12 protein-coding genes are annotated in these 12,851 nt (G+C 66.7%); 7 read left to right on the top strand and 5 right to left on the bottom strand.

The window, feature by feature from the left end; translation table 11 throughout:
* Nucleotides 1-34: 34 nt before the first annotated feature.
* The 7 genes from rpmI to SJY41_RS17955 all read left to right on the top strand — a co-directional run bounded on the left by rpmI (nt 35) and on the right by SJY41_RS17955 (nt 7,922).
* The gene (gene rpmI / locus SJY41_RS17925) at nt 35-238 is read left to right on the top strand and encodes a 50S ribosomal protein L35 (RefSeq protein WP_031395289.1); all 204 of its coding nucleotides are present in this window, start codon (nt 35-37) and stop codon (nt 236-238) included.
* A gap of 19 nt (nt 239-257) precedes the next feature.
* On the top strand, nt 258-623 hold the full coding sequence (gene rplT, locus SJY41_RS17930) for a 50S ribosomal protein L20 (RefSeq protein WP_380783571.1): 366 nt from the start codon (nt 258-260) through the stop codon (nt 621-623).
* A 280-nt stretch (nt 624-903) separates the two neighbouring features.
* The gene (locus SJY41_RS17935) at nt 904-1,233 is read left to right on the top strand and encodes a GIY-YIG nuclease family protein (protein WP_353465994.1); all 330 of its coding nucleotides are present in this window, start codon (nt 904-906) and stop codon (nt 1,231-1,233) included.
* A 22-nt stretch (nt 1,234-1,255) separates the two neighbouring features.
* On the top strand, nt 1,256-2,350 hold the full coding sequence (pheS, locus tag SJY41_RS17940; RefSeq protein WP_380784184.1) for a phenylalanine--tRNA ligase subunit alpha: 1,095 nt from the start codon (nt 1,256-1,258) through the stop codon (nt 2,348-2,350).
* 139 nt (nt 2,351-2,489) lie between these two features.
* Entirely contained in the window at nt 2,490-4,892 is a 2,403-nt protein-coding gene (gene pheT / locus SJY41_RS17945) for a phenylalanine--tRNA ligase subunit beta (protein WP_380783572.1), read from the top strand.
* Nucleotides 4,893-5,171: 279 nt separating this feature from the next.
* Complete coding sequence (locus SJY41_RS17950; RefSeq protein ID WP_380783573.1) at nt 5,172-6,056, top strand: aldose 1-epimerase family protein; 885 nt, start codon at nt 5,172-5,174, stop codon at nt 6,054-6,056.
* Between the two features lie 297 nt (nt 6,057-6,353).
* Complete coding sequence (locus SJY41_RS17955; protein WP_380783574.1) at nt 6,354-7,922, top strand: peptide chain release factor 3; 1,569 nt, start codon at nt 6,354-6,356, stop codon at nt 7,920-7,922.
* A 51-nt stretch (nt 7,923-7,973) separates the two neighbouring features.
* On the opposite strand, the gene SJY41_RS17960 is transcribed toward SJY41_RS17955, so the two are convergent.
* The 5 genes from SJY41_RS17960 to SJY41_RS17980 all read right to left on the bottom strand — a co-directional run bounded on the left by SJY41_RS17960 (nt 7,974) and on the right by SJY41_RS17980 (nt 12,851).
* Nucleotides 7,974-9,104 carry an alpha/beta hydrolase gene (locus SJY41_RS17960; protein ID WP_380783575.1) on the bottom strand — a complete coding sequence of 377 codons (1,131 nt, stop codon included), beginning with the start codon at nt 9,102-9,104 and terminating at the stop codon, nt 7,974-7,976.
* A 131-nt stretch (nt 9,105-9,235) separates the two neighbouring features.
* Nucleotides 9,236-10,582 carry an amidohydrolase family protein gene (locus SJY41_RS17965; protein WP_380783576.1) on the bottom strand — a complete coding sequence of 449 codons (1,347 nt, stop codon included), beginning with the start codon at nt 10,580-10,582 and terminating at the stop codon, nt 9,236-9,238.
* 85 nt (nt 10,583-10,667) lie between these two features.
* Nucleotides 10,668-10,973, bottom strand: coding sequence for a hypothetical protein (locus tag SJY41_RS17970; protein WP_380783577.1), 306 nt, complete (start codon nt 10,971-10,973; stop codon nt 10,668-10,670).
* Entirely contained in the window at nt 10,966-12,489 is a 1,524-nt protein-coding gene (locus SJY41_RS17975) for a PepSY-associated TM helix domain-containing protein (RefSeq protein WP_380783578.1), read from the bottom strand. The genes SJY41_RS17970 and SJY41_RS17975 overlap by 8 nt, the downstream gene beginning before the upstream one ends.
* Before the next feature lie 32 nt (nt 12,490-12,521).
* On the bottom strand, nt 12,522-12,851 hold the full coding sequence (locus SJY41_RS17980) for a hypothetical protein (protein WP_380783579.1): 330 nt from the start codon (nt 12,849-12,851) through the stop codon (nt 12,522-12,524).

The raw sequence follows: 12,851 nt of genomic DNA on the forward strand, positions 1-12,851 counted from the left end.
TTCAGCGTCCTCCTTCGTAACCGAAAGGATAAAAATGCCCAAGCTGAAGACCAAGAGCGGCGTCAAGAAACGCTTCAAGCTCACCGCCACCGGCCTGCTCAAGCACGGCGTCGCCGGCAAGCGTCACCGTCTGGCGCATCATAACGGCAAGTACATCCGTCAGAACCGCGGCACCAAGCTGCTGTCGAAGGCCGATACCGCAGCAGTGAAGGCCTGGGCGCCTTACGGCCTGCGTTGAGCTGAGAAGGAATTAGACAATGGCACGCGTAAAACGGGGTGTTACCACCCGCGCCAAGCACAAGCGTATTTTGGTTCAGGCGAAGGGCTATTATGGCCGTTGCAAGAACACCATCCGCATCGCCCGTCAGGCCGTCGAGAAGGCCGGACAGTACGCTTACCGCGACCGCAAGGTTAAGAAGCGCACGTTCCGTGGCCTCTGGATCCAGCGCATCAACGCCGGCGTCCGCGCCGAGGGTCTGACGTACTCGCAGTTCATGCATGGCGTGAAGCTTGCAGGGATCGAACTCGACCGCAAGGTCCTGGCCGACATCGCCATGCACGAGGGCGCCGCATTCAGCGCGATCGTCGCCCAGGTGAAGGCGGCTCTCCCCCAGGCCGCGTAATTCGCGACTGAGGTGAGTTTCGGGAGGGCGTCGGTGGGAGACCACCGGCGCCCTTTCTGCGTTTGGGGGTGGGGTAAACGCCCTGACTATATCACCCCCTCGCCCCTCGCCCCTCTCCCGTCATCCCGGCGAACGCCGGGACCCATGGTTACGGCGGACCCGGCGATAACGTGCTATCATCACCCGACCCGCTACCGTGGGTCCCGGCGTCCGCCGGGATGACGGGGGTGTTGATGTTGGATCAGGAAGATCCGGGCAGCGGGTAATAGGGGAGCACGAAATGCGCGAAACCTTTCAGCCGTGCGTCTACATCCTTCACTCCCGCCGCCACGGCACGCTCTACATCGGCGTCACCTCAAATCTCCTCGCACGCCTCGTTCAGCACCGAGAGGGGTTGATCCCCGGCTTCACTCGCCGGTACGGCATCAAGCGTCTCGCCTATTACGAGATGTTCGACACGATGGAGGCCGCGATCGTACGCGAGAAGCGGCTGAAGGACTGGCGAAGGGCGTGGAAGATCGACCTGATCGAAGCGCGCAACGAAAATTGGGACGATCTGGGTATCGGCCTCGGGCTGCCCCGCCTAACCGAACCCGCCCTGGGAGTATGACGTGACCGAAGACCTGAACCAGATGCGCGACCACATGCTGACGGCGATCGCCGCCGCATCCGGGCTCGACGCGCTCGATGCGTGCCGGGTCGAGGCGCTCGGCAAGCAGGGCACGATCACCGCGCTGCTGAAGACGCTCGGCAAGATGACCCCCGACGAGCGCCTCGTGCAGGGCCCGATCATCCAGGGGCTTCGTGAGGCAGTGGCCAACGGCATCGCCGAGCGCAAAGCCACGCTCGAACGCGCCGCGCTCGACGCGCGCCTCGCCAGCGAAACGCTCGACATGACGCTCCCGGCCGATGCCACGCCCGCCGGTACGATCCACCCGGTCAGCCAGGTCATGGACGAACTCGCCGAGATCTTCGCCGACCTCGGCTTCGCGGTCGCGACCGGTCCCGAGATCGAGACCGACTGGCATAATTTCACCGCGCTCAACATCCCCGAGACGCACCCCGCGCGCGCGATGCACGACACTTTCTATCTCCAGCAGGGGATCGACGCGAAAGCCGCCGGCACCGCCGACGAGAAGACGACCTTCTCGCTGCTCCGGACGCACACGTCGCCGGTGCAGATCCGCACGATGTTGAGCCAGAAACCGCCGATCCGCGTCATCGCACCCGGCCGCACCTATCGCTCGGACTCCGACGCGACGCACACGCCGATGTTCCACCAGGTCGAGGGACTCGTGATCGACAAGGGCATCACGCTCGGCCACCTGAAGTGGACGCTCGAGACGTTCGTGAAGGCGTTCTTCGAGCGCGACGACATCGTGCTTCGCCTGCGCCCCAGCTACTTCCCCTTCACCGAGCCGTCGGTCGAGATCGACGTCGGCTACACGCTCGTGAAGGGCAAGCGCGTCGTCGGCGGCGCCGAGCCCGATGGTTGGCTCGAGATCCTCGGCTCCGGCATGGTCCACCGCAAGGTGATCGAGGCCTGCGGGCTCGACCCCGACGAATGGCAGGGCTTCGCGTTCGGCTGCGGGATCGACCGCCTCGCCATGCTCAAATACGGCATGGACGACCTCCGCCCGTTCTTCGACGGCGATATCCGCTGGCTCAAGCATTACGGCTTTTCGAGCCTCGACGTGCCGACTTTGAGCGGAGGCGTAGGCGCATGAGTGTCTTGATCGCTTCAACCTCCAACCGTCACCCCAGCGAAAGCTGGGGTCTCCCCGTTGGCGACCGCAGCAACCGCCCCATGAAGACCCCAGCTTTCGCTGGGGCGACGACACTCGCTCCTGTGATGAGTTTGATCCGATGAAATTCACCCTCAGCTGGCTCAAGCAGCATCTCGAAACCACTGCCACGCTCGAGCAGATCGTCGAAGCGCTGACCCGCATCGGCCTCGAGGTCGAAGGCGTCGAGAACCCCGGCGAGAAGCTGGCCGCGTTCAAGATCGCCAAGGTGCTCAGCGCCGAGCGTCATCCGCAGGCCGACAAGCTGCAAATCCTGTCGGTCGATGCCGGCAACGGTCCGCTTCAGGTCGTCTGCGGCGCGCCCAACGCGCGCGCCGGCCTGGTCGGCGTGTTCGGCGCACCCGGCGCGTACGTCCCCGGGCTCGACGTGACGCTGAAGCTCGCCAGCATCCGCGGCGTCGAATCCAACGGCATGATGTGCTCGACGCGCGAACTGGAACTCGGCGAGGACCATGACGGTATCATTGAACTGCCCGCCGACGCGCCGATCGGCACCGCGTACCCCGATTACGCCGGCCTGACCGACCCGGTCATCGACGTCGCGATCACCCCCAATCGCCAGGACTGCATGGGCGTCCGCGGCATCGCCCGCGACCTAGCCGCCGCCGGCCTCGGCACGCTCACGCCACTGATCGTCGACCAGATCGCCGCGAACGGCGCAGGCCCCGACGTCCGCACCGACGACACCGCCGGCTGCCCCGCCTTCTTCGCCCAGACCGTCACCGGCGTGCGCAACGGCGAGTCCCCCGAATGGATGCGCCGCAGCCTGCTCGCGATCGGCCAGAAACCCATCTCCGCACTCGTCGACATCACCAACTATTTGATGATCGACCTCGGCCGCCCCTTGCACGTCTACGACCGCGCCAAGCTCTCCGGCGGCCTCGTCGCGCGCAAAGCGAACGACGGCGAACAGGTAGTAGCCCTCAACGGCAAGACCTACACGCTAGACGCGACCATGACCGTCATCGCCGACGACACGGCCGTGCACGACATCGGCGGCATCATGGGCGGCGAGCATTCGGGCGTCTCCGCGGATACCACCGACGTCCTGATCGAATGCGCGTATTTCGATCCCGACCACATCGCCCGCACCGGCCAGAAGCTCACGCTGACCTCCGACGCGCGCAGCCGCTTCGAACGCGGCGTCGATCCGGCGTTCCTCGAAGACGGCCTCGCGATCGCCACCGCGCTCGTGCTCCACATCTGCGGCGGCACGGCCAGCGACGTCACGCGCTCGGGCCAACCCCCGCTCGAACCGCGCGTGATCCACTACGACCCCCGCCTCAGCGCCGACCTCGGTGGCCTCCACGTCGCCCCCGAACGCCAGGCGCGCACGTTGCTCTCGCTCGGCTTCACGATCGGCGCGATCACGTCCGCCGACGCGTTGTTCTCGACGATCGAGGGCAAGTGGCCGGTCACGATCCCGACCTGGCGCCGCGACGTCGACGGCCCCGCCGATCTCGTAGAGGAGGTCGTCCGCATCGAGGGCATCGACAATATCCCCTCGACGCCGCTCCCGCGCATGCCCGGCGTCGCGAAACCGACCGCCACGCCCGAGCAGAAGCTAGAACGTAGGGCGCGTCGCGCCGCCGCAGCCCGAGGGCTCGACGAGGCGGTAACGTGGAGCTTCCTCTCCAAGGCCGAAGCCGCGCCGTTCGGTGGCGGCGCATGGACGCTCGCCAACCCGATCAGCGAAGACCTGAAGGTCATGCGCCCCTCGCTGCTTCCCGGTCTGCTCGCAGCGACCGGCCGCAATCTCAAGCGCGGGGCACAGAGTGTCCGCCTGTTCGAGATCGGCCGCCGCTACCTCGCCGACGCGGAACGCGCGACGCTAGGCGTTGTCCTGGCAGGCGACCGCCGCCCGCGCGGTTGGCGCGAAGGCAAGGCGGCAACCTTCGACGCGTATGACGCGAAGGCCGAAGCTCTGGCGCTTCTCGCGGCCTCGGGCGCGCCGGTCGACAATTTGCAGGTGATGGGTGAGGCCGGCGACGCATGGCACCCTGGCCAGTCTGGCACGCTCCGCCTCGGGCCGAAGACGGTGCTGGCGAGCTTCGGCATGCTCCACCCATCCGTCCTGAAAGCCTTCGATCTCGACGGCGCCGTTGCCGCAGTGGAAGTCTACCTCGACGCGATCCCGCCAAAGCGCGCCACCGGCTTCGCGCGCCCTGCGTACACGCCGCCGGCGCTGCAAGCCGTCCGCCGAGATTTCGCCTTCCTGATGCCGGCGGCGCTCGCCACCGACACGCTGGTCCGCGCGGTCAAGGGTGCGGACAAGGTCGCGATCGTTTCGGTGCGCGTGTTCGACGTGTTCACCGGGGCAGGGGTCGAGAACGGCCATAAGTCGGTAGCCGTGGAAATCGTCCTGCAACCGACCGCCAAGAGCTTCACCGACGAAGAGATCAAGGCGATCGCCGACAAGGTCGTAGCGGCAGCCGCCAAGCAAGGCGCGAGCCTGCGCGTCTGAACATGCCCTCACCCTTCCCGCGACCAAGCGGTCGCGGGCCCCTTCCCTCTCTCCGGAGGGGAGAGGGAGAGACGCCGAAGGCGGCGAGGGTGAGGGCACGCGCCGGCGACATTAGCACCACCCCGGCGAAAGCCGGGGCCCAAGTGGCAAGGCCAATGTAACGGACCGATGCGCGCAGTTGGCGACGTTTCCCATTGGGCCCCTTCGCCGGGGTGGTGCGCGGATGGCATGGTGAGCGTTTTAAAGCCTCGCGCGTTTGAGGCGCACGGAAGGAACCCCATGACCGACCTGATCACGATCGCCAACGACCACCTCACCGCGCAGATCAACCCGCACGGTGCCGAACTCACGCATCTCCACGACGCCGACGGCCGCGAGCTGATGACCAACGCCGACCCGGCCTTCTGGACCGGTCACGCGCCGATCCTCTTCCCCGTCGTCGGCGTCGTCAACGAAGGCGTCATCCGCCTCGACGGCACCGCCTACCCGATGCAGAAGCACGGCTTCGCCCGCCATTCGACGTTCGACGTCGTCGCGCAGTCGGAAAGCTCCGCCACCTTCCGCCTCACCGACAGCGCCGAGACGCGCGCCGCCTACCCGTTCGCGTTCGCACTCGACATCGTCTTCACGCTCGACGGCGCGACGCTCGCAATCGAAGCACGCATCCACAACCGCACCGACGCCGCGATGCCGGCAAGCTTCGGCTTCCACCCCGCCTTCGCCTGGCCGCTCCCCTACGGCGAGCCGCGCGCAGACCACCGCATCACGTTCGACGCCGACGAACCCGGCAAGCTCAAGGCGATCAGCCCCGACGGCCAGATCGCGGTCGACGAGCGCCCCTCGCCGGTCGAGGACCGCGTGATCGCGCTGCGCGATGAGCTGTTCGCCAAGGATGCGCTGGTCTGGGACCCGATCCGCTCCGACGCGGTCACCTATGGCGCCAGGACCGGCCCGCAGTTGAAGATCGCCTTCCCCGATACCCCCAAGCTGGGCATCTGGACCAAGCCCGGCGCGGCCTATGTCTGCGTCGAGCCGTGGCACGGCATCGCCGACCCCGAGGGCTATACCGGCGACTACCGCGACAAGCCCGGCGTTTTCGAGATCGCAGCGGGCGACACGAAGACCATCACGATGAGCGTGACGCTGATGGCTACCGCCGTCTGAACCAAATGCATCGCAACTCCGCAATCCTCCCCCGCCAGGGGGAGGTGGCTGGCGTTTGCCAGACGGAGGGGGAGGTAAGGGGAAACCTCTGTTCCGTGTCCTCCCCCTCCGTCACCTTCGGCGCCACCTCCCCCTTGCGGGGGAGGATTGAACCGTAAAACTCGAGCCTAACTTGGCACGTTGAGGGACGCCCCTCTGTCCTCGACGCGCTGCATCTGCCAAGAGCAGCGCCATGACCGCCGGTATCCCGGCTCACCTCATCTACCGAGCCCAGACTCAGCTCACCGGACCCACGCCATGACCCAATTTCCCCGCCGCACCTTCGCGATCATCTCGCATCCCGACGCCGGCAAGACCACGCTGACCGAGAAGCTCCTCTATTTCGGCGGCGCGATCCATCTCGCCGGTGAGGTGAAGGCGCGCGGCCAGACCCGTCGCGCGCGCTCCGACTGGATGAAGATCGAGCAGCAGCGCGGGATCTCGGTCACCTCGTCGGTGATGACGTTCGAGCGCCAGGGAATCACCTTCAACCTGCTCGACACGCCGGGCCACGAGGACTTCTCCGAAGACACCTACCGCACGCTGACCGCGGTCGACTCGGCGGTCATGGTGATCGATGCCGCGAAGGGCATCGAGCCGCAGACGCGGAAGCTGTTCGAAGTCTGCCGCCTGCGCAACGTGCCGATCATCACCTTCGTCAACAAGGTCGACCGCGAAGGGCGCGATCCGTTCTCACTGCTCGACGAGGTGGCGGAGATGCTCCAGCTCGACGTCTGCCCGATGAGCTGGCCGGTCGGCATGGGCGGCGAGTTCGAGGGCGTCTACGACCTCTACGCCAACACGCTGAGCCGCCCCGAAGGCGACAGCCGCGAATTCATGGGCAAGGCGATGCCGTTCACCGGCATCGACGATCCCGAACTCGCCAAGATCCTCAGCCCCGAAGCGATGGTCCGCCTGAACGACGAGGCCGAACTCGCACAGGGCGGCTATTCGAGCTTCGACCCCGAGGCGTATCGCGCGGGCAATCTGACGCCGGTCTATTTCGGCTCCGCGCTGAAAGATTTCGGCGTCGCCGAACTGATCGCCGCGCTTGCCGACTACGCCCCGCCACCCCGCGCACAGCCCGCCGAGCCCGCCCCCATCTCGCCGGACGAGCCCGAAGTCACCGGCTTCGTGTTCAAGGTGCAGGCGAACATGGACCCCAACCACCGCGACCGAATCGCGTTCATGCGGCTCTGCTCGGGCGTGTTCAAGCGTGGCATGAAGCTCACCCCCACCGGCCACGGCAAGCCGATCGCGGTCCACTCGCCGATCCTGTTCTTCGCGCAGAACCGAGAACTGGCGGACGAGGCGTTCCCCGGCGACATCATCGGCATCCCCAACCACGGCACGCTCCGGGTCGGCGACACGCTCAGCGAAAAGGCCACGATCCGCTTCACTGGTCTGCCGAACTTCGCACCCGAAATCCTGCGCCGCGTCGTGCTGAAAGACTTCACCAAGACCAAGCAGTTGCGCAAGGCGCTCGACGACATGGCCGAGGAGGGTGTGACGCAGGTGTTCTACCCCGATATCGGCTCGAACTGGATCATCGGCGTGGTGGGTCAGCTCCAGCTCGAAGTGCTGCTCTCGCGGCTCGACGCGGAATACAAGGTCGCGGCGGGGCTGGAACCGGCGCCGTACGAGACCGCGCGCTGGATCTCGGCAAGCGATCCGCTGGAACTCAAGACCTTCGCCGAGATCAACCGCGGCGCCATGGCGAAGGACCGCGACGGTAATCCCGTCTTCCTCGCCAAAAGCGCCTGGGAAGTGAACTACATCGCCGATCGCTATCCCAAGATCCGCTTCGCCGCCACGCGCGAGCGGTAGACCGGATGCGTGGGTATCGGGGCAGCTAATGCCGCCCCGATATGTCCCTCGTTACCGCTTCGGAGCAGCGGCAAATGCCGCCTTCAACCGCGCGATCGCCAGCGTATTGGCGTCCTGCGCACCGCGCACGACCATGCCCATGCCGAAGAACTCATGCGTGACACCCGGGAAGGTGCGGTGCTCGACCTTGTCGCCGGCCGTGCGCATGGCAGCCGCCAGCGTCTCGCCATCGGACCGCAGCGGATCGATCTGCCCGTTGATGATCGTCGTCGGGGGCAGACCGCGCAGGTTTGCCTTGACCAGGTTCAGCCGCGGATCCTGCGCATCGGCAGGCGTGGTCTGGTAATAATAGCCGAACCACTTCAGCATCGCGGCGTTCAGCGGCTTTGCGTTGGCCGAATCCATCCGCGACGGCAGCGTCATGCTGCTGTTGGCGATCGGATAGACCGACACGATGTGGAGCGGCGTGGTCAGGCGGTTGTCGCGTGCATAGATTGCCGTAGCGACGGCCAGATTGCCACCCGCGCTTTCGCCGGCGACCGCGATCTTGCGCGGATCGCCACCCCAGCTTGCCGCGTTCTGCAGGGTCCAGCGATACGCTGCCGCGGCGTCGTCATGCTGCGCCGGGAACTTGAATTCCGGAGCATGGCGATATTCGACCGACACCACGATCGCGTTCAACTGCTTTGCAAGCAGGCGCGGTGCCGCATCATAGGTGTCGACCGTCGCGATCACCCAGCCACCGCCGTGATAATACACCACGACCGGCAGGTTCTTGGCGTTGGCAAGCGACGCAGGCTTGTAGATTCGTGCGAATTGGCTGGCGTCGCTGCCATAGGGCACGTCGCGCGTCGTCACGGTCGCATCAGGCGTTGCCGACAGGCCGTGCTTGATCATGACCTGCTTGGCGGCATCGGCTGCTGACGGCTGCATCCGTGCGGCGGCGGGGGTGAGCGTCTCGATCGGCTTGCCACCCAGCGCAGCGAGCTGGTCGAGCACGGCCTGCATGTCCGGCGCGGCCTTGGCCGGCTGGGTCGCGGTCGGCGCGGGCGGCGGTGGTGGTGGTGCATCGACCGACCGTGCGGACTGCGCAATCGCGCCGCTGTTCAGGGCGATACCCGAAGTCGTGATCAAGGTCGCGGTAGCGATCGCCATCAGCGTGCGCGATGAACGGTTGGTCATGCGGTATGGTATCCTGTCTCGAGTGCCCCCACTCACGGCTTAAACCGCGTGACAGAATTTCCGTTCCCGCACCGTGGCGTAACTGCCGCTTTTTACGGGCATTTTTGCCCATCGAGGCGGCGCTTGGCATGTCAGAATTCGGCAGCACGTCCTGCGACCCAGGTCTCGACGACGCTGTCGACGTCGGTGATCGAGCGCGAAGGGTCGCCGTTGAGCACTAGCAGATCGGCGCGTGTTCCGGCAACGATCACGCCGCGATCGCGCAACCCTAGCAGGTCCGCACCTGCCGCCGTCGCTACCCGCAGGGCCTGCGCCGGCGTCAGTCCCGCCTCGACCATCAGTGCCAACTCGCGGTGTTCGGCGATGCCGGGCACGCGTACCGCACTCGCGCCGCTGTCGGTGCCGAAACCGATCTTCACGCCGGCATCGTACAGCGTCTTCAGGTTGCGCAGGTTCATCGCCAGCGATTTCCGCGCATCGACGGTCTTGGGGTCGGCCAGAATCTTCGCGCGCCACGTCGGATCGTCGATCTGCCGCGCCAGGGCAGGGGACAGCGCGGCGCGGGCGAACGGCGTCTGCGTCCACGGCGCGCGATCGGCCCAGGCGAACGTCGCCTCGTCGAGCTGCAGCGTCGGGATGTACCAGATGCCCTTCGCCTTCAGCGTCGCGACGAACGCCGGGGGTACCGGTGTGTCGCGGATACCGTGCGCGATGATGTCCGCGCCCGCCGCGACGATCGCCTCCGCATCCGCGAGATCGTGGATATGCGCCGCCACCCGCAACCCGCGCGCATGTGCTTCGGCGATCACCGCACGGTAGATGGCGGGGCTCATCTTGACCGGTACGCTGCCGCCGAAATCGTCGAGCCACAGCTTCACGAGATCGGTTTTCTCGGCGGCCATCATCGCGACTGCTTTGCGGGCTTCCTCGGGCGTCGAGGGACGGAAGAGCTGGTCGGGCCCGACCTTCAGCATCGCCTGCGGCGGCGCGCCGTTGGGAACGCCGATCCCCTGCATCACGCCGAACAGGTCCGCGCCGTCGATCCGTCCGGCATGTGCGTCGGCGCGTATCCCGACGAACCCCGGACCGTTGTTGCCGAGCGCTGTCACCGTCGTCACGCCGTAGCGGCGATACTGGGCGAGCTGTGCGACGATGTTGGCACGCGTGTAGTTCTTCGCGCCCGTCTCGGTGCCACTTACCTGGCCGACGTGGCTGTGGTCGGAGACAAGGCCGGGCATCACGGTGCGCCCCCGATAGTCGCGTCGTTCCGCGCCCGCCGGCACCGCGACCTTGCCGGCTGCGACGATCCGTCCGTTCGCGATCACGATCGTCGCATCGTCCACGGGGGGCCCGCCACGCCCGTCGATCAACCGGACTCCGGTCAGCGCGACCGTCTGCGCGGTGGCGGATCCAGCGGTGAAAGCCGATGCCGCAAGGACGATCGTGCAGAGGCGAGTGGAGATTTTGGTTCGGCGCACGATGATGTCCTTCTCGGGAGGATGCGCCGACGGGACGCTATCTCCCAGAAACGTCAGCGGATCACGCGCGTTCCGATCCCTTGTGTCAGCGCCGGGGTCGTACGGCCTTCAGCGCGATCCGGACCGGCTGCATCGTCTCGACCGGTTTGAAGGACAGCAGCATCACCAGCGCGACGCCGGCGATCGACGCCGCACCCAGGAACCGCACGAAACGCTCGCCGGTCAATGGCGCGCCGCAATGGAACAGCGCGACCGCGAGCACGAGTGCCGCGACGAAACGTAGCGCACGGATCGCGGACGGCGCCACGATCCCGAGGTCCCGCCGATACTTGAATGCGGTCGCCGCGAGCAGCAGCCAGCCGACAAAGCACAACATCGTGGCCTCAAGCATGAACGGTCTCCGATAGGGGGTTGCGGATCTTTGTGACGGGTTTGCTTCGGGCCGAGCGCCATGCACCGAGCGCGAGCAGCGCGGCGACCGCGAGCATGGCGAAGTCGAATGCTGCGAACAGCGTGTCGCCGGACAGCACCGATCCAGGCAACCCGCGCGACGTGGTGAGCGTATCGGCCACCGGGATTGCCGCGAACGCGAGCGCGCCGATCGCGAACCCCTCGGTCCACGCGCGACGCGCTGGGCGCAACAGTTGGAGAAGTGCAACGCCGCCCCACACCCAGAACATCGTCGCGACTTCGGCGTCGGCGCGGTTCGCGGCATCCGCCGGGATCACGCGGTTCGCGAGCAGGTAGGCGGCCATCCCGATCGGCAGGCCGGCGATGACGCCGATGTTCAGCCGTTCGACCAGCCGCAGCCCGAAGAACGGTACCGCACCCGGCTTGCGACGCTTGGCGGTCCACAGCAGCAGCCCGGTCCCGACCATCGCCGCGCCGGTCAGCCCCAGCACGAAATACGCCCAGCGCAGCGCCGGACCCGCGAACTGTGCGACGTGCAGCCCGAGCATCACGCCGGCGGTGGCGAGCGCGGGGCCGACATCGCCTGCGCCTTCGAGGAACCGCCCGTCGCTGCCGGCGTAGGTGACCGACGGTCCGCGCCCGTTCAGCGAGGCGCTCGAGTGACGGTACAGCGTGACCGTGCTCGCGGCGTCGTTCGGGTTGCTGACCACCAGCGTCGTGACCGGTGCACCGAAACGCCGCTCCGCATCGGCGACGAGCGGGCCGATCGCGATCAGCCGAGCCGGCGTCCCCGTCGCCGCGCGCTCGGTCGGCGTGCCGAATGCCGCCTGCGCGAAATCGGCGGGCTTGGCGTAGTTCGCGACCACCGGCCACGGCATGTACATCGCGACCAGCGTGATCAGCCCGGTATAGGTGATCATCGCGTGATAGGGCAGCGCCAGCACCGCCGAGACGTTGTGCGCGTCGAGCCAGCTGCGCTGCCCCTTGTTCCAGCGCAGCGTGAAGAAATCGGCGAAGATCCGCTTGTGCGTGATCACGCCGGAGACGATCGCGCCCAGCATGAACATCGCGCACAGCCCGGCGAGCCAGCGTCCCCAGGGATGCGGCAACTGCAACTGGAAATGGAAGCGGTAGAAATGCTCGCCGCCGCGAGTCTCGCGGGCATGCACGTCGTCGCCGGTTACGGGATCGAGCACGATCTCGGGCGCGCGACGCGTTGCCGCTACGGGGTCCGGCTTGCGAATCTCGAAGACCCGCGTGACCGCGGTGCGCGCGTCCGGCAGATAGATATACCATTGAAGGTCATCCGCACCGATGCGCTGCATATGCGCGACCGCAGTTTCGGCCGCGTGGACGGTGGTGACTCGCGTCGCACGAAATTCCGGCTGCATCCACTGCGTGATCTCGGGCCGGAAATAGCTTGCGGTGCCGGTCAGGAACATCGCGAACAGGATCCAGCCGGCCAGCAGGCCGAGCCAGCCATGGATCCATGCCATGCTTCGTCGCAACGTCGTTCTGACGGCGGACGTCACGGGCGAACGCCGAGCGACCAGAGCAGAGCGCCGCCGACGATCGCGGTGCCCCACACCGCGGCTGCAACCCGCGCGAGACGGTGTTCGTGGAAGCACCACAAGCCGATGCTCGCATAGACCGGGAACGACAGGATCATGCCCCAGCTCGTCGCCTCGATCCGCGCGATGGGGAGCAGGCGCGCCAGCAATGTCGCAAGAACCGCCGCTGCGGCATAGCCACCGATAAGCGCCGTCACGCTCCGGCACGCCATGCTCCAGACGAGCGGACGAACCTTCCGGCTCTTCGGAATCGGGCCGGTGTTCAGGATCCGACCGTGCATGAACAT

It is taken from the genome of Sphingomonas sp. R86520 (assembly GCF_042466285.1).
Lineage (GTDB): Bacteria > Pseudomonadota > Alphaproteobacteria > Sphingomonadales > Sphingomonadaceae > Sphingomonas.